Source organism: Hymenobacter caeli, from assembly GCF_013294115.1.
Classification (GTDB): Bacteria; Bacteroidota; Bacteroidia; order Cytophagales; family Hymenobacteraceae; genus Hymenobacter; species Hymenobacter caeli.
On record NZ_JABSNP010000018.1, the window covers coordinates 43,621 to 61,615 of the forward strand.

Below are 17,995 nucleotides of genomic sequence, written 5' to 3' on the forward strand. Positions count from 1 at the left end.
GGAGCCGCTGCCCAGAGCTATCTGGCCAATGCCAACCGTTCAACGCCAGAGTGGCCCGACGACAAAAAAAGTCGCCGGACCACCCCGGTATCTGTTACCAAAACCAACCTTTACGCTACTGGCTCCAGGCGGGCGCGGGGCTCAGCTACGGGGCCAACTTCTGGGCCCGCGTTGCGCCGGGTGTTGCGCTGGCGCAGGCTCAGGCCGAAGCCCAGGGCCATGAGCAGCGTGCCGCTCCAGAGCAGGTTGATGAACGGCTTCTGCATGGCCTTCAGGATAATGTAGTCCTTCTGGGCGGTGCTCACGCCGAAGGTGAACTTGCCCTTTTGCGGGTCGATGGTGTTCAGGCTGAGGCGGATGCCGAGGTCGTCTACCTCGTCGGGCACGCGGCCCACCAGGCGGTTGCGCACCACAAACAGCGGGTGGACGTGGTACTGCCGCTGCTCGCCGTACACCACCATGTCGGCTTGCAAGGCCAGGTCGCCTTTTTGCAGGCCCAGGCCCACCGTTTCCTTGGCCGGCTCGATGGCACGGAACACGGCGAAGTAGTCGTTCAGGAAAATGGTGTCGCCCACGCTCAGCACGTGCTCCTTGGGCTCGCTCCACTGCTTGTCCTTGCGCGTGTCGGGGGCCCCGCTGATGTGGGTGTAGATGTCGTGGTCCCAGAAGTGCTTGATGTCGGGCGAGGCCAGGATGCCGCCCCCGCCCATCTGCTCGTTCACCTGGGCACGGGGGTAGAGCGTGAACCGCTCACCCGAGGCCTTGTTGGTGTAATCGACGCGGTAGTAGGTGTTTTCGGGTATAACCGTCACCGTGTCGCCCATCTTGTAGTACAGCTTGCCGCCCACCTTGATGTCGGCGCGGGCCAGGGTCTTGTAGTCGTCGTCGGTGCGGAAGAGCACTTGCTTGTTCACGTAGCCGGGCACGCCGGGCACCTCGAAGTACTGGCCGGCGTAGGTGAGCTGGTAGCCGTGCATGGGCGCGGCCTCGTTGCGGTACAGCAGCACGTTGTCGCGGTTGATGTCTTCCGAAAACTCGCGCGAGTAGAGCAGACCCGACACGTTGCGCGAGATGATGGCCGAGTAGCCCGACGAGGCCAGCACGCCCAGCAGCATCAGGGCCACGCCGAGGTGGGCCAGGGCCCCGCCCGAGAGCGTGATGCCGCGCCGCGCCAGCGTGAACAGGGCCCCCAGGTTGGCCAGCACCCCGAAGAGCCCGGCCAGGAACAGCGCCACGAAGGGCGGCGAAATCGTGAGGCCGTTGTAGCGCACCAGCAGCACCGCCAGGGCCGTGCCCAGCAGCGCCAGCAGCACGGACGGCGTGAGGGCGTTGAGCAGGGTTTCCTTGTCGTTGCGCTGCCACCACATCACCTGGCCCAGGCCCGAGAGCACCCCAATGCCCACGCCCATCCACAGTTGCAGCTTGGAGTAGTGGGCCACCTGGTCGGCGGGCAGGGCCACGTTGGTTTTGATGCCGACAAAGCCCATGAAGGCGTTGTACACCGGAATGCTGGTTGTGAACAGCACCTGGAACGCGCCCAGGCACAGCACCGTGGTGCCCACGAACACCCACAGCTCGGGGCTGTACATGGTCAGCTCTTTCTCCGACACCGGAATGTCCTTCCAGCGCCAGACCAGCAGGCCCACGGCCAGCACCGTGAAGAAACCCAGGTAGATGAGCAGCTGCCCCGAGAGGCCCAAATCAGTAAACGAGTGCACCGAGGCGTTGCCCAGCACCCCGCTCCGGGTGAGGAACGTGGCGTAGAGCACCAAAATAAACGTGGTGATGACCAGCGCGTAGGCCGTGCGCAGGCCGGTGCGGCGGCGCTGCCACAGCACCAGGCCGTGCAGGCCCGCCACCAGCACCAGCCACGGAATGTACACGGCGTTTTCCACCGGGTCCCAGTTCCAGTAGCCGCCGAAGTTGAGGGTTTCGTAGGCCCAGTAGGCCCCCATCACCACGCCCACGCCCAGCACGCCGCCGCCCACCAGGGCCCACGGAATGGCGGGCTTCACCCAGGCCGTCAGCTCCTTTTTCCAGAGCGCGGCGATGGCGAAGGCGAACGGCACCAGCGTGAGGGCGAAGCCCAGGAACAGCGTGGGCGGGTGAATCACCATCCAGTAGTTCTGGAGCAGGGCGTTGAGGCCGGTGCCGTCCTTGGGCACGAAGTTGGGGTTGGTTTTCCACACCGGCAGGTCGGTGAGGAACTCGCGCAGCAGCATGAACGGCGAGGAGCCGATTTTCAGGCCCCCGGCCACCACGCCCACAATCATGCTCACCAGAAAGGCCTGCACCGCGCTGAACACGGCCAGCACCGGCGCTTCCCACCGCTTGTTGAACACCATCACGCCCACACCCAGCAGCACCTGCCAGAATATCCAGAGCAGGAAGCTGCCCTCCTGCCCGGCCCAGAAGCACGATATCATGTACTTGATGGGCAGGTGGTTGGAGCTGTGGCTCCAAGCGTAATAATACTCGTAGCGGTGGTGGTAGATGATGTCGAACAGGCAGCCCACCACGGCCAGCACGGCCGCGCCGTGCACGAAAAACGCGCCCCGGCCCAGCCGCTGCCAGCTGGCGTCCACGTCGCCCAGGGCCCGGCCCCGCGTCGCCTGGAAGTAGGCGTAGGCCGCCACAATTGCCGCCACAAACGCCACGATAACGCTCAGGTGGCCAATGTCTCCAACTAGTAAGTTCATATAAATCAGAATATCGGGCAAATTTACGGCGCGGCCACCGGCGGCACATCAAACAGCAAACGGTCGGTAGAAAACCGGCCGCGCAGCGGGTGGCAGACAATTTCAACGGCCACCTTGCGGACGCCCGCCGCCTGCCACTGGGATATATCTACCCAACCCATTTTCGGGGCGTTTGGTTGGTTTACCAGCTGCTTATTTAGCAGCACCCGGCCACTCACCGCATCGGTTACCAGCACCGACAAACTGGCCCGGCGCGGGTACTTGCCCAAGGGCAGCTCCAGGTGCGGCTCGGTGGGCAGGGGCCCCAGCAGGGGGTTGAGCTGGCTGTAGGCCACCCAAAACTGCTTGAGCAAAACCGGGGTGGCCAGCCCGTTGGGCGCGGCATCGGCCACTACCTGGTATAAATAGTAGCCCGGCCGGGGCAGCGTATCGGCCACGGCGTAGGCGGCGGGGCGGCCGCCGTAGCTGTTGCGCGTCACCGGCACGCGGTGGCGCTCGGCGCTACGGAACTCGTGCTGCTCGCGGCGCAGCACCCGGCAGCGCGGGGCCCCGGCCAGCGAGTCGGGCAAGGCCCAGGCCACCTGCACCACGCGGCTGGTGCCGGGCAGGGCCCCGGCCAGCGAGGCGGGCGGCGGCACGGCGGGCACGCCCACCGCCCGGCCGCTCACTTGCAAGGTAAACTGGCAGAAATCTTTCAGGTAGCCGTCCACGTCCAGTAGGTAGGGCTGGCCGGCCTGCAGGTTTTCCAGGGCCACGAATACGTCGTCCTGGGTGCCGAGCGAGGTGCAGCTAAGCACCTGGTACGTAGCCGGCTGGCACGGCTGGCCGCTGAGCACCACCAGCTGCACCCCGCGCACGTCGCGGCACCGCTGCCCGCCGATGTTCACGAAGTAGCGCCCCGCCGCGGCCGGCGTAAACTCAAACCACTGGTCGTTGTGGTACTGAATGCACTGTCCCGTTAGGCGCTCGTCCACGCAGCTGCGCTGCACGGTGCAGCCCGTGGTGTTGGAGGTGATGGTTTCATTCAGCTTCAGTACCCGGCGATTCTCGATGTTGTCGTTGGCCACCTGGGCCCAACCATTCGAACTAGAACACAGCGCCGTGATGAGCAAAAAAACCAGCCGTTTCAGGGCCCGGTGCCGGTGGCAAGGGAGCCCGAAACGGCTGAACGATTTTCCCGGGCGGGGGCGCGTGCCCACCGCTACTTGGCGGCTACCTCAGTGCCTTTCAGGTCTTTCTTCACGTATTTGCTCGGGCACTTCAGCAGGATGTTGTCGGCCATGAACACGCCGCTGCGCATGGCCCCGGTGATGACGACCTGCTCGGAGGTTTCAAAATCCTGGGGCTTGGGGTTGTTGTACACCACGCGCTGGGCCACGTGTGTGGAGTCCACGAGGGTGAAGGCGAAGTAGTTGGGGTCCACCATCGGGTCGTATTGCAGGCCCACGGGGTGGTTCTGGGCGTCGCGGGGCAGGCGGCCCACCACGTGCACCTTGGTGGCGTTGCCCTCGGCGGCCCGCTGCCGGGCTTCGCCAAACAGCACGTACACGCTGGCATCGGCCGTAGTGCTGAGGATGATGCCGGCCGCGACGGCGATGATGGCGATAACGAAAATATGAGTCCTCTTCATGACCACAGATTTAACGGATTTCTAACGGATTCAACAGGTTTTTTGGGGTTCCGCCGCTGGGTTATCGGGTCAGGCGGCGGGCCAAGGAAAAGGTAGCAAAATTAGCGGAGCGACGAATCATAACAGAAATAACCAGGAAAAGGTAACGGCCGGCAGGAGAAAAATCTACCCGACCTGCTTAATTCAAAAGCCGCGGCGGAACCCCAAAAAATCCGTTAAATCCGTTAGAAATCCGTTAAATCTGTGGTCCTTTTCTCCAGGCGGCCCACCTTGCGGTCGAGGGCGATGAGGTAAACCAGAAGGCCGGCGATGATGACGACGACGGCGGCCACCACCACGTAGATTTTGCCGCTGGCCCGCAGGTCGTCGGCCATCGCGGGGGCGTCGGGGCCGGGGGCCTGCGCCCAGGCGTGGGCGGCGGTGCCCAGCACGAGCTGCAACCCAAAGCAGGCCGCTAGGAAGTACCGAAAAAGCTTATTGGTCATCGTGGTGGTGTTGAAGGAGCGTCAGCCGGCTGCTGACCTGGGTGAGCCAGAAAGCAAACAAAATCCAGCCAATGACGGCGGCGTAGAACACGGGCCGCATGGTGCTGTCGAGGTCGTACTTGTTGAAGCCGGGGTTGCCGGTCTGGCCCGGGTGCAGGCTGTTGCCCGAAATGCGGGGCAGGATGAACAGCAGCGGAATGGCCGCCGCAAACGCAAAAATATTGTAGATGGCCGAGACCCGCGCCCGCTGCTGGTCGTCGCGGAACGAGCCGCGCAGCACCAGGTAGGCCCCATATATAAGGAGGGCCACGGCGGCGGCGTTCAGGCGGGGGTCGGGCGTCCACCAGGCCCCCCAGGTGTAGCGGGCCCACAGGCTGCCGGTGGCCAGGCCCAGCACGCCCAGCAAAATGCCGGTTTTAGCCGCTTCGTGGGCCAGGATGTCGAGCCGCGCCGAGGGCCGCCGCAGGTACTGCATCGAGTACACGATGGACACGAGCATCACCATAATCATCCCGAACCACATGGGCACGTGGAAAAACAGGTTGCGGATGCTCTCGTTCACGATGGGCAGGCGCGGCACCGGAATGAGCAGCCCCGCCACGGCCGAGCCCACGATGAGCACCACCGCCACCCACTTCCACGCGCCCCGGCCGCGCGACTCAATCAGCCGCTGCCCGCCCCACACCGCCCCCACCGTGACGACGAGACTGACGAGGGAGATGATAATTCCTAAGGTTGCTTTGCTCATGATAACCAAGGCTTAACCGCGCCACAAAAAAGGGTACAGCAGGTACGACGTCCCCGCCACAATTACGTTCAGGGCCAGCAGGGTGATGATGGATTGCTGGCTCAGGCCGCGGTCAAGGCCGTCGAGGGCGTTCTTGCTGACTTTGATTAACAACAAAAGCATCGGAATCATTACCGGAAAACCAAGCACAGCCATCAAAGTAGCGCCGTTGCCGCCGGCTTTGGCCGCAATGCCCGATACCAGCGTGAGCGTGGTGGCGAAGCCCAGGGCCCCCAGCACCAGGTTGGCCAGGAACAAGGACAGGTCCTGAATCGGGTTGCCCAAAAAGGTGGTGTAGAGAAACAAACCCAGCAGCCCCACGCCCAGCAGCAGCAGCGCGTTGTAGAGCATTTTGGCCAGGATGATGGCCTGGGGCCGCACCAGCGTGTAGTAATAGAGGCGCTGGCCGGGGCTTTCCTGCATGAAGCCCTTGGCCACGGCGTTGACGGCCGCGAACAGTAGAATCACCCAGAACAAGGCGTTCCAGGCCGGGGCCGGGGGCTGCCCGCCGCGCAGGCTGAAGCTCAGAAAGCATACGAACACCGTGCTGCCCACGTACAGCACCAGCCCGCCCAGCGCCGCCCGCTGCCGCCACTCCAGGCGGAAGTCTTTGGCGAGCAGGGCATAAATTTCGCGGAGCAGCACGGGCAACGGGTGGGTTTCGGGCCGCAAAGATACGACCCGCGCCCGGCGCGGGTGCCGAAACGCAGTTCCACAAATTCAGGCCCTACAGCCAAAAAAGAAGGGCCCCAGATAAAACCGGGGGCCCTTGCAAACCATTAGAAATCAGCGAAATTCTTTTAAACCTGCAAAATCTGCGGCTAGAAGTCGTAGCCCAGCGTGAAGTAGAACTTGGGCGGATTGGTCACGTAGTTTTCGCGGCCCCAGGCCACGTCGGCCTTGCCGTAGAAACCGAACAGCGTGCTGCGGATGCCGCCCCCGTAGCCCACCAGCAGCGGGTTGCTGAAGTTGGTGACGGTGCCCGAGAACGGGTTGCCGTTGCCGCCGAAGGTGAGGGTGTTGTTCGAGTTGTCGACGCTGAGCGGGTTGCCGCCGTTGTAGGCCGTGCCCGCGTCGACGAAGCCCGTGATTTGGAAGTTGCGCAGGAACGACGACGTGATGGGCCGCCGCGCGAAATACTGCACGATGGGGATGCGCAGCTCGCTGTTGAACAGCAAGTAGCGCGAGCCGTAGCGGGTGCTGTAGTCGAAGCCCCGCAGGTTGGTCACGAACTGCTGGTTGAACAGCTGGCTGGGGTCCAGTTCCGGCACGTTGGGCAGGAAATTCACCCGGTCGCCCTTGTAGTTGGCAAAGAAGGAGTTGTCCATGCCGCCCAGGCGGAAGTACTGGGTGTTGGGCCCAAAATACTGCCCGTAGCTGGCCCGGTTGGCCCAGATGATGGAGCGGTGGACCTTCTGGTAGTGGCGCAGGTCGATGGTGAGCTTGCCGAAGTTGAGCGGCGCGTTGTTGATGCCGCGCAGCTGCTCCAGGGCTATTTTCATGCGGGTGCCGCGCAGCATGTTCACGCCGGTGGCAATGGAGTTGTCGAACACCATCTCGGCCTTGTAGCCCAGGTAGTTCTGGTTGGTGTCGAGGTTGTTGAGGAAGTTGTCGGTCCGGGTGCGGTTGAGGTTTTCGTAGCGGGGGCCCGCCCGCAGGCTCAGGTTGTGGGTGAGCGGGTAAGAGAAAGTAACGGCCGCCGCCTGCCGCCCGTAGCGGAACGTACCGTCTTGCAAATCAAAGAAGTAAGCCTGCTTCTGGTAGGCAATGGTGTAATCGATGCGGCGGGTGAGGTTGGTGTACGAGGCGTTGATGTTGCTGGTGCGCAGGTCGAAGAGCCCGAACAGTCCCGCGTCGATGCGCTGGTTCTCCAGAATGTCGTTCAGGTGGGCCCGGAACTGCAGGCCGATGCCCAGCAGCGGGTCCGAGTAGAGCGAGGTGGTGATGTTGTCGGCCATGAAGCGCGTGTCGTAGCGGAAGGGGCCGGTCACCTTGGGCACGTCGGGCAGCACTTTGTTCACGGGGGCGCGCCGGGCCGCGCGCTTGGGCTGCACGGGCTCGTCTTCCTCAAACACGTAGTCGTTCGTGTTCACCGCCTCGTTGGCTTTGCGGCGGGCCCGGCGCGTGCCGGGGGCCCCCGTGCTGTCGGCCGTGGGCGTGGTCACGCTGGCCGCGGCCTTGGCGGCGGCCACCGGCGCGGCCGAGCGGTCTTCCAGGGTTTTCTGGCGGGTGGTTTTTATGCCGGGCAGCGCCGCGGGCAGCGCAAACGTGGGGTAGCTGTACAGCACGTCGCGGGCCTGCGCCGGGGCCACGAAGGCCAGGGCCGTGGTGGCGGGGCTGTAGTCGAAGTCGTTGACGTTGGGCAAAAAGCCCGTCAGCAAAGCCCGCTCCTTGGTTTTGAGCGAGTAGCGGTAGAGGCTGCGCACGCCGCTCTCCTCGCCCAGGTACAGGATTTCGTCGTCGGAGATGGCGCGGGGCCGGGTTTCGTTGGAGATGGTGCTGGCCAGGGCCTCCACCGGCAGGGCCCGCCCGTCGAGGTGGTAGAGGAACAGGTCGTAGTTGTTCACCACGTTGGGGAAGGTGGCCGGCCGGCTCCGCCCCAGCGAATCGAGGTAGCGGTTGGAGCTGAACACGATGCCCTGGCCGTTGGGCAGGAACACCGGCTGCACGTCGTCGAACAAGTCGTTGGTGAGCTGCTCGGCCTGGCGGCTGCCGGCCCGCAGCACGAACAAGTCGTTCTGGCCGCCGCGCACGGCGCTGAACACCAGAGCCTTGCCGTCGGCCGAGTAGTTCATGGCCAGCACCTGGTCGTAGCTCTGGAGCACCGAGGCGGGCCGCCGGAACTGCACCACCGAGCGGAAGCGGTCGAGCAGGTTGCTGCCGCTGGCGCTGCGCAGGTGCAGCGTCATCACGCCCTGGTCGGTTTCGGCCACGGCCACCTGGGCGTTGCCGCGCCAGGCCAGCACGGGCAGGCGGCTTTCCACCTGCTGGTCGGGGGTTTTGTAGCCGCCGCGGCCCACGGTGCGGCGGTGGCTGCCGTCGCGGTTGGCCACCACCACGCGGTAGCGGCCCAGCTCGTTCACGGCGTAGGCCAGCTGCTGGCCGTTGGGGCTGAGCACGGGCTGCGAGTAAATGACGGCCCGGCGGTTGCGCCCGCCCACCTGGAACTTGGCGTCGGGCACGGCCAGCGCGGCCGTGGCCGCCGCGTTGTTGATGCCCCGGTAGTAGGCCAGCCAGTCGCGCAGAAACGTTTTGTACGGCACGTTCAGCGACGAGCTGATGCCCACTTCCGCGTCGCGGGTGATGCGCGTCAGGTTCAGAATGTTTTGCACCGAGGTGTAGCCGTAGCGCTCGGCGATGTAGTTCCAGATGCTCTGGCCGGCCAGGCGCGGGTCGCGGATGAAAAACGGGGCCGTGCGGTTGCCGCTGGGGTAGAGGCGCGTCATGTCGCGCATGTAGCCGTCCATGTCCACGCTCCAGCCCTCGGCCCCGTAGGCCGCCGCCCCGCCGATGAACCAGTCGGGCAGTTGCAGCAGGTAGCTACTTTGCAGCACTTCGCGCAGCGAGCCGCCGTACATCATGTCGTTCAGCAGCACCTGCGTGAGCTGGTAGCTGACCTCGCGCTTGAAGTCGGTTTGCAGGCCGGTGAAGGCAATCTGCACCTTGCTCATGCGGGCCAGGGGGGCGTCGCCGCCGGCCACGGTTTCGGGGTTGGGGTCGAGGCCGATGTTGCTCTGGCGCAGGTCGCCCACCGAGTTGTAGAGCATCAGGGTGGTTTTGGAGTACGGGTAGTACCCGATGAGCGCCGTGATGCGCTGCAGCTCCTTTTCGGCGTAATCGACGGCGCGGCGGGCGGCGGGCTCGTTGCCGTCGTAGTACATCACCGTGAAGTTGGAGGTGGCATACTGCTGCCAGTGCAGCGTTTTGTACTGGATGCGCACCCGCCCGAACTGCTCCTGGGCCGTTTGGGCCCGGGCCGGGCCCGCCGCGGCCACCAGCGCCGCCAGTGCGCACGCGCCCCGCACCGCCCTCATCACCGAAGAAATATCTCTCATAATCAGCCAACGAACAAAGGCGGAAATTAGTCCGCCGTACAACGTAAAAATCAACCGGGCCCCGGCCCGGGCCCCAGGGCCGCGTACCGCGCCAGGCTCACCTCGGGCCAAAGGTCGGCCCGGCCGGCGAGCCAGTCGGCAAAAAGCACCGCCAGCCGGGGGGCCAGCACCACGCCCTTCGAGCCGTAGCCCCCGCAGAAGCTGAGGCCCGGCACCGCCGGGTGGGCCCCCAGCAGCGGCTTGCGGTCGCGCACGGCGGGCCGCACCCCCGCCCGCTGCCCCACCACCGCAAACGGCGCGTGGGTGAGGGCGGCCAGGCGGCCGGCCAGCTCGGCGCGGCCCTCGGCGGTGGGCCCGTCGGCAAACGGCGGCCAGCGGTAGGTGGCCCCCACGCGGAAGCGCCCCGCCCCCAGCGGTACCACGTAGGCGCTCCGGTTGAGCACCTGCCCGGCGGCCAGGCCGGCGCATTCCACGTCGAGCACCTCGCCCTGGTTGGGCGTAAGGGGCAACCAATTAAAGTACGGATTGTTAACGGCTTCGGCCCCTTCGCAGCACACCACCTGGTGCGCGCGCACGGTGCCGTCGTACTCAAACGCCGGGGAGGCCCCGGCCGGGGCGCTAACGAGCTTGGCCCAGGCAAAAGTTTCGCGCCGCAGCCAGCCGCCGGCCGCGCCTTCGGCGGCCAGCGCGGCCAGCAGCTCGGCCACGGCCAGGTAGCCGCCGTGGCGCAGCCAGGCCCCGCCGTGGGGGGCCGCCACGCCGGGCAGGCCGGGGTCGTGGGCCAGGATTTCGCCCACGAAGTCGCCCCAGGGCTGGGCGGCGCTGCGGGCCAGGGTGTGCGCCAGCTCTTCGGCCGAGCCAAACACCTTGAAGATGGGTACGGCCGTGTAAAATGACTGGCCCAGCCGGGCTTCCAGGGCCCGGTAGTAGGCGGTGGCGCAGGGAATCAGCTCGGCGGCCCGCCAGGCCAGGGCAAAGCGCCGGCCCGCCACGGGGTTGACGAGGCCCGCCGCCACCCGCGAAGCGGAGTCGGGCCGGCCGGCGTCGTACACCAGCACCCGCTGGCCGCGCCGCCGCAGCTCGTCGGCCAGCGTAGCCCCCGCCAGGCCGTGGCCCACCACCAAAACGTCGCACTCCGTCATCGCGGCAAGGTAAGGCCAGCGGGCCCAAACGCCGGGCTGCTGCCGTACTTTGCCCCGGCTTCGCGGCGACTTTCGTCACCGGGCCCCGGGGCCCCGTTCCGGCTGCTGGAGCCAATCTTTTTCTTGCCTGCTTCTTACCATGCTGATTAAAACTTTCACCTTCAACGCTTTTTCGGAAAACACCTACGTGCTTAGCGACGAGGCCACCCGCGCCTGCGTCGTCGTGGACCCCGGCTGTTACACCGCCGCCGAGCAGGCCGAGCTGCGGCAGTACATCGACGACAACCGGCTTCGGGTGAGTGCCGTGCTGCTCACCCACGCCCACATCGACCACGTGCTGGGCTGCGCCTTCGTGCTGCACACCTGGCCCGGCACGCCCCTGCTGGTGCACGACCTCGACCGGCCCACCCTGGCCGGCGTACCGACCTACGCCGGGCCCTATGGCTTCGGGGCCTACCAGCCCGCCGAGCCCACGGGGGCCCTGGCGGCCGGTGAGCCCGTGCGCTTCGGCGACACCGAGCTGGAGGTGCGCTTTGCCCCGGGCCACGCGCCCGGGCACGTCGTGTTCTACCACGCGCCCAGCGGGCAGCTCATCGGCGGCGACGTGCTGTTCCAGCGCAGCATCGGCCGCACCGATTTGCCCGGCGGCGACCTGGTGACGCTGCTGCGCAGCATCGACGCCCAGCTGATGACCCTGCCCGACAGCACCGTGGTGCACTCCGGGCACGGCCCCACCACCACCATCGGGGCCGAGCGGCGCGGCAACCCGTCTCTGAACTAACTGGTGCGCAGGCCATTGCCCTTTCTTCGTTTATCCGCCCACCGTTGCCCTTGAAAAAGCACCTTCCCAACGCCCTCACCTGCCTGAACCTGTTGTGTGGCTGCCTGGCGCTGACCTTTATATTCTCTACCCGCCCGCTCAACCTTGTGACGGGGGCCTACTTGGTGGGGCTGGCGGCGGTGGCCGATTTCCTCGACGGCCTGGTGGCCCGGGCCCTGCGCGTATCGTCGCCCATCGGCAAAGACCTGGACTCGCTGGCCGATATGGTGTCGTTCGGGGTGGTGCCGGGGGCCATTTTGTTCCAGCTTCTTCGGCTTGCCCCGGCCCAGTCGGCAGCGGCAGGTTACCCGTTGGCTTGGGGGGCTGATTATTTGCCCTACGCGGCGTTTCTAGTCACCATTTTTTCGGCCCTGCGGCTGGCCAAGTTCAACAATGACACCCGGCAGACCAACTCCTTCATCGGGCTGCCCACGCCGGCCTGCACGCTGGTGGTGGCCTCGTTGCCGCTCATCCTGGCGGCCGAATCCAAGCGCCCGGCGGCCTTCAGCACCCTCATTCCCTTAATTTTAAACCCCTGGGCCCTGCTGGGCCTCACCGTGCTGTTGTCGGGGCTGCTGGTGGCGGAGCTGCCGCTGTTTGCTTTGAAGTTCAAAGACTTCGGCTGGGTGGGTAATCGGCAGCGGTTCCTATTTTTGCTGCTGGCTGTGGCGCTGATGATATTTCTGCACGCCGCGGCGGTGCCGCTGGTGGTGCTGCTCTACGTGGGGCTGTCGGTGGCCGGGCCCCGCCGGGCCTGAATGGACCGCTCCACAATAAAAACCTACCTCCTCAGTTAAGGCCCCGGCCACGGGCCGCCCCGTTGGGGCTGCCCCCGGGGCCATTTGTCGTTATTCTATGCGTCGTCTTTTACTCTTGCTGGTGCTGGTCGGGTTAGGGTACGCGCCGGCGCGGGCGCAGGGCGGCGCGGCCACGGCCCACGCCGCCCTGCGCTGGGGCGGCTACACCGAAGTGCCCAGCCGCACCGGCCGCACGCAGCGGGTGCCCACCTTCGCGGGGGCCTGGGCGGCGTTTGATGAGCAGGTGGGCACCTTCAGCCTGCGGCTGAGCGGCGACGTGCGCGAGGGCCAGCTGCTGAACCCGGTGTACGAGGCGTTTTCCGACGCCGACGCCAAGCTCTTCGACCTGAGCAAGCTGCCGGCCGGGCCGGTGGTGCAGCTCACGCCGGGCACCGAGACCAAGCTGCCCATCACGCGCCTGAGCCTGCGCCCGGTGCGCCGCAACCCCCAGACCGGCCAGGCCGAGCGCCTGGTCTCGTTCGATTTCAGCTACTCGCCCGAGTACGGCCGCGCCACGGGGGCCCGGGGCGGCAGCGGCGGCACCACCCGGGCCCACGCCCCCCACTCGGTGCTGGCCAGCGGCGACTGGTACAAGCTGGGCGTGCCGGCCAACGGCATCTACAAGATTGACCAGGCCAAGCTCAAGGAAATCGGCTTTAACCCCGCCACCACCGACCCCAAAACCCTGCGCCTCTACGGCAACGCCGCGGGCCTGCTGCCCCAGGCCAACGCCGCCTACCGCCCCGACGACCTGGTGGAAAACGCGGTGCTCTTCAAGGGCAACGGCGACAACGCCTTCGACGCCGACGAGTACCTGCTCTTTTACGCGCCGGGGCCCAACACCTGGTACGCCGAAAACGGCCGCTTCCGGCACGTCAACAACATTTACGCCGACACGGCCTACTACTTTCTGACCACGCAGGCCGCCGCCGCCGCGCCCCGCCGCGTGGCCACGGCGGGGGCCCCCGGCGCGGCGGCCACGCGCACCGTCACGACGTTCGACGAGCGGGCTTTTTACGAGCACGACCTGGTGAACCTGCTGCACTCGGGCCGGCAGTGGCTGGGGGAAAGCTTCTCGGGTTCGGTGGCCCCGCCGGCTTTTGCCCTGGGCAACCTGCCCGACTTGGTGCCCGGCTCCACCGCCCAGCTGACGCTGGCGCTGGCCGCCAACGACCTGAACGGCAGCCAGTTTCAGGCGTCGCTGAACGGCACGGCGGTGGGCACCGTGCCGCTGGCCGCCACCACGGGCCAGCAGTTTTATGCGGTGGCCACCCTGAACACCGTGACGCTGCCGGTGGCGCTGCCCGCCGCCCCACCGACCGCCCCCAGCGTGGACCTGGCCTACACCACCAACAGCGGCCAGGGCGTAGGCTACCTCGACTACCTCGAACTCAACGCCCAGCGCCGCCTCACGCTGAGCGGGCCGGCGCTGGAGTTCCGCTCGCTGGCCAGCGTGGGGCCCCGGGCGGTGAGCCGCTTCGTGCTGGCCGGCACCACCGCCGCCACCGCCGTGTGGGACGTGACCAACCCGCGCCGCGCCGTGGCCCAGGCCCTCGACGGCAGCGGGGCCTTCGCGGCGGCCACCGACACGCTGCGCGAGTACGTGGCCTTTCAGCCCGACGGCGCGTTTGCCACGCCCCGGGCCTTCGGCAAGGTGCCCAACCAGGACCTGCACGCCCTCGACGGCAGCTACGACCTGGTGATTGTGACCTACCCGGCCTTCCGCGAGCAGGCCAACCGGCTGGCCGACCACCGCCGCACCCACGACGGCCTGAAGGTGGCCGTGGCCACGACGAAGGAGGTGTACAACGAGTTCGGCTCGGGCGGGCAGGACGCCACGGCCATCCGCGACTTCATGAAACAGGTGTACGACCGGGCCCCGGCCGGCAAGGCCCAGTACCTGCTGCTGTTCGGCGATGCTTCGTTCGACTACAAGTCCAGCCCCTACAACGACAAGTCGCTGGAGGCGAAGTGGTGGCCCGGCCGGGCCCCGTTCAAAACCGGCTCCGACTTCGACGCCATCAACCAGAACTACGTGCCCACCTACGAGTCGCGCGAGTCGCTGACGCAGTTTTACGGCAACACGGTCACGTACTCGTCGGAGGACTACTACGGGCTGCTCGACGACGACGAGGGCGACTGGAACGAGTACCCCACCGGCACCGAGGTGCAGGACGTGGCCGTGGGCCGCCTGCCCGTGCGCACCCCCAAGGGCCAGCCCGCCAACACCGACATGGCCCGCCGGATGGTGGACAAGCTCATTGCCTACGACGCGGCGGCCAGCTTCGGCAAGTGGCGCAACCGCCTCTCGCTGTGGGCCGACGACGGCAACAACGACCTGTTTGTAGGCCAGGGCTCGGAACCGCTGGCCGCCAGCATCCAGGCCACGGCCCCCAACTACAACGTGCACAAGGTGTACCTCGACCTATACCCCCAGGTGTCGGTGGCGGCCGGCCTGCGCTCGCCGGAGGCCAACAAGGCCGTGGACGAGTCGTTCGAGGGGGGGTCGCTGCTGATCAACTACCTCGGCCACGGGGGCCCCTCGGGCCTGTCGGACGAACAGATTTTCACCAACGCCTCCGCCCTGGCCCTGCAAAACCACGACCGGCTGGCGTTTCTGGTGACGGGCACCTGCGACCTGAGCACCTACGACAACCCCGACTTTACGTCGGCCGGCGAGCAGGTGCTCACCGACAACCTCAACGGCGGCGGAGCCGTGGGCCTGTTCACAACCACCCGCGTGGTGGAAGCATTCCAAAACGCCGGGCTTAACCAGGAGTTTTACAACAACGTGTTCCGGCCCTTATCGAATGGAAAGATGCCGGCCATTGGTACCGTGACCATGCTGGCCAAAAATGCCTACCCGGGCCCCGGCGCGGCCGGCATCCTCAACAACCGCAACTACACCCTGCTCGGCGACCCCAGCATGACGCTGGCCTACCCCCGGCAAACAGCGGAAATCGACAGTTTGAACAAGAAATACCTGCCCGGCGGGGCCGCACCCGCCACGTTGCAGGCCCTGGCCGCCGTGCGCCTGCACGGCCGCGTGCTAAACGCCGGGGCCCTGAGCACGGCCTTCAACGGCACGGCCCAGGTGACGATTTACGACAAGCCCGCCACGGTGCAGACGCTGGGCAGCAAGTATTCGCCCGCCACCCCGGCCGACGGCCCCCGGCCGGTGCAGGTGCAGGAGAGCGTGATTTACAGCGGCCAGGCCACCGTGACGGGCGGGCAGTTCAGCCTGCGCTTCGTGGTGCCCAAGGACATCAACTACAACGTGGGCATTGGCAAAATCAGCCTCTACGCGTTTTCGAGCACCACCGACGCCGGCGGGCGGCTGGCCGTGCCCGTGGGCGGCGCGGCCACCGGCGCGGCCCGCGACACCATTCCGCCCGTGGTGGCCCTGTTCATGGACAGCGAAACCTTTGCCTTCGGGGGCCTCACGGGCCAGAACACCACCCTGCTGGCCGACCTCAGCGACAACTCGGGCATCAACACCACCGGCGCGGGCATCGGCCACGAAATCACGGCCGTGCTCGACAACGACCCCACCAAGCTCACGGTACTCAACGACGCCTACGTGGGCAAGGTCGACAACTTCCGCGCCGGCCAGGCCAAGTACCTCTACAAAGACCTGACGGCCGGGCCTCACACCCTGAAAGTGAAGGCCTGGGACACGTACAACAACTCGGCGGAGCGGGAAATTGAGTTCGTGGTGGCCCACACCGAGCAGCTGGCCCTGAGCCACGTGCTCAACTACCCCAATCCGTTTGCCAGCGCTACTACGTTTCACTTCGACCAAAACCGCGAAGGCGACGACCTCGACGTGCAGGTCCAGATTTTTACGGTGTCGGGCAAACTCGTGCGCACCCTCACGGCCTCCATCGTCAACAGCGAGCCCCACCAGAAAAGCATTACCTGGGACGGCCGCGACGAATACCACGACCAGCTGGCGCGGGGCGTGTACGTGTACCGGGTGAGCGTGCGGGCGCAGAGCGACCGCGCCACCGCGTCCAAGTTTGAAAAACTCGTTATCCTCAATTAATCCATTTTCTTTGTGGCCGGGCCCCGTGGCCCCCTCCTTTCATTTTATGCAACTCGCTACACTAATTACTCTCCCGCGCCTGGCGCTCTTCGCGGCCCTGCTGGGCGGCGCGGCCACGGCCCAAGGCCAGAACTTCTCCAAAACCATCACCACGGCGGTGCCCATCCTCACCCTCAGCCCCGACTCGCGCTCAGCGGCGCTGGGCGAGGCCGGCGTGGCCCTCTCGCCCGATGCCAACGCGGCGTTTTACAACCCGGGCAAGCTGGGCTTCGTGCCCTACAAATACGCGGTGTCGCCGTCGTACACGCCGTGGCTGCGCAGCATCACCGACGACATGGGCCTGTCCTACCTGTCGGGCTACGCCAAGGTGAACCCCCGGGCGGCCATCTCGGCCTCGCTGCTGTACTTCGACCTGGGCCAGATTCAGTACCGCGACGCCAACAACATCGAAGGGGCCACCTTCAACCCCAAGGAATACGCCTTAACGGTGTCGTACGGCCAGAAGCTGAGCGAGAACTTCGGCCTGGGCGTGTCGGCCCGCTACATCCGCTCCAACCTCACCGGCGGCAGCATCCCCGACGCCCGGCCCGGCAACGCCGCCGCCGTGGACATCGGGGCCTACTACACCAAGGACGCCAGCATCGGGACCGGCCTCTACAACCTGTCGTTCGGGGCCACCATCAGCAACATCGGCAATAAGATGACTTATACCGACCCACAAAACGCCAGCTTCCTGCCCACCACCCTGAAGCTGGGCACGGCCATCACCCGGGAAATCGACCAGTACAACAAGATTACGTTTGCCTTCGACGTCAGCAAGCTGCTGGTGCCCTCGCCCTACTACGAAGGCGATGGGACTTCTTCTACCGACCCCGCAGTGGTGGCCCGCGTAAAAGCCGAAAACTTAGCCCGGGCCCAGAAATCCATCATCAGCGCGGCGTTGGGCTCGTTTTCTGACGCGCCGGGTGGCTTCAAGGAAGAATTGCAGGAAATCAACTTGTCGGGGGGCCTGGAGTATTCCTACAACGACCTGCTGATGGCCCGCGTGGGCTACTTCTACGAGAACCCCGACAAGGGAGCCCGCCAGTACCTGAGCCTGGGCCTGGGCGTGCGCTACCAGGTGTTCGGCATCGACGGGGCCTACCTCGTGCCCAACTCGCAGGCCAACCCGCTGGCCCAAACCATCCGCGTGTCGCTGCACTTCAACTTCAACAAGCTGGCCGATGCCTTCAACGGCGACGCCGGCGGCACCAGCGGCGACGCCCCCAAGCAGAACTAAGGACGTTTTTTTCTGGTTAAAAGCAGCAGAAAAGCTGTTCGGAAATAAATCAGAACGTCATGCCCATCTGGCGTCCGCGCAGCCGAAGCATCTCTACCGCAGCAGTAATTAGTGGTTAGTCAGCGGTAGAGATGCTTCGGCTGCGCGGACGCCAGATGGGCATGACCGCCTAAAGAGCGTTTTGGTTAACTCAAACAGCTTCTAAGTGAAGGGTTGAGAGCAGGCCGTCCTGGCAGCTGCTTTCGACCCTTCTCTT

12 protein-coding genes are annotated in these 17,995 nt (G+C 65.9%); 4 read left to right on the forward strand and 8 right to left on the reverse strand.

Annotated elements, in window-relative coordinates:
- Positions 1 to 110: 110 nt before the first annotated feature.
- The 8 genes from ccsA (HNP98_RS16830) to HNP98_RS16865 form a co-directional block, all read right to left on the reverse strand.
- Positions 111 to 2,699 carry a cytochrome c biogenesis protein CcsA gene (gene ccsA / locus HNP98_RS16830; RefSeq protein WP_173811334.1) on the reverse strand — a complete coding sequence of 863 codons (2,589 nt, stop codon included), beginning with the start codon at positions 2,697 to 2,699 and terminating at the stop codon, positions 111 to 113.
- 23 nt (positions 2,700 to 2,722) lie between these two features.
- Positions 2,723 to 3,811, reverse strand: a complete 1,089-nt coding sequence (locus tag HNP98_RS16835; protein ID WP_173811335.1) for a hypothetical protein — start codon at positions 3,809 to 3,811, stop codon at positions 2,723 to 2,725.
- A gap of 89 nt (positions 3,812 to 3,900) precedes the next feature.
- Complete coding sequence (locus HNP98_RS16840) at positions 3,901 to 4,329, reverse strand: cytochrome c maturation protein CcmE domain-containing protein (protein WP_173811336.1); 429 nt, start codon at positions 4,327 to 4,329, stop codon at positions 3,901 to 3,903.
- Positions 4,330 to 4,553: 224 nt separating this feature from the next.
- On the reverse strand, positions 4,554 to 4,814 hold the full coding sequence (locus tag HNP98_RS16845) for a CcmD family protein (protein WP_173811337.1): 261 nt from the start codon (positions 4,812 to 4,814) through the stop codon (positions 4,554 to 4,556).
- Positions 4,804 to 5,562 carry a cytochrome c biogenesis protein CcsA gene (gene ccsA, locus HNP98_RS16850; protein ID WP_173811338.1) on the reverse strand — a complete coding sequence of 253 codons (759 nt, stop codon included), beginning with the start codon at positions 5,560 to 5,562 and terminating at the stop codon, positions 4,804 to 4,806. The genes HNP98_RS16845 and ccsA (HNP98_RS16850) overlap by 11 nt, the downstream gene beginning before the upstream one ends.
- A 12-nt stretch (positions 5,563 to 5,574) precedes the next feature.
- Positions 5,575 to 6,243, reverse strand: a complete 669-nt coding sequence (locus HNP98_RS16855; RefSeq protein ID WP_380267434.1) for a heme exporter protein CcmB — start codon at positions 6,241 to 6,243, stop codon at positions 5,575 to 5,577.
- 179 nt (positions 6,244 to 6,422) lie between these two features.
- Positions 6,423 to 9,656 (reverse strand): PD40 domain-containing protein, encoded by a 3,234-nt coding sequence (locus HNP98_RS16860; RefSeq protein ID WP_173811339.1) that lies wholly within the window; start codon positions 9,654 to 9,656, stop codon positions 6,423 to 6,425.
- 50 nt (positions 9,657 to 9,706) lie between these two features.
- Entirely contained in the window at positions 9,707 to 10,798 is a 1,092-nt protein-coding gene (locus HNP98_RS16865; RefSeq protein WP_173811340.1) for an NAD(P)/FAD-dependent oxidoreductase, read from the reverse strand.
- A gap of 139 nt (positions 10,799 to 10,937) precedes the next feature.
- On the opposite strand from HNP98_RS16865, the gene HNP98_RS16870 reads away from it, so the two are divergent.
- The 4 genes from HNP98_RS16870 to porV all read left to right on the forward strand — a co-directional run bounded on the left by HNP98_RS16870 (position 10,938) and on the right by porV (position 17,739).
- Positions 10,938 to 11,579: an MBL fold metallo-hydrolase gene (locus HNP98_RS16870; protein ID WP_173811341.1), complete on the forward strand. Its 642-nt coding sequence runs from the start codon at positions 10,938 to 10,940 to the stop codon at positions 11,577 to 11,579.
- A gap of 50 nt (positions 11,580 to 11,629) precedes the next feature.
- Complete coding sequence (locus HNP98_RS16875; RefSeq protein ID WP_173811342.1) at positions 11,630 to 12,376, forward strand: CDP-alcohol phosphatidyltransferase family protein; 747 nt, start codon at positions 11,630 to 11,632, stop codon at positions 12,374 to 12,376.
- A gap of 97 nt (positions 12,377 to 12,473) precedes the next feature.
- On the forward strand, positions 12,474 to 16,460 hold the full coding sequence (gene porU / locus HNP98_RS16880) for a type IX secretion system sortase PorU (RefSeq protein ID WP_173811343.1): 3,987 nt from the start codon (positions 12,474 to 12,476) through the stop codon (positions 16,458 to 16,460).
- Between the two features lie 46 nt (positions 16,461 to 16,506).
- Positions 16,507 to 17,739 (forward strand): type IX secretion system outer membrane channel protein PorV, encoded by a 1,233-nt coding sequence (gene porV / locus HNP98_RS16885; protein ID WP_217425810.1) that lies wholly within the window; start codon positions 16,507 to 16,509, stop codon positions 17,737 to 17,739.
- Positions 17,740 to 17,995 lie beyond the last annotated feature (256 nt).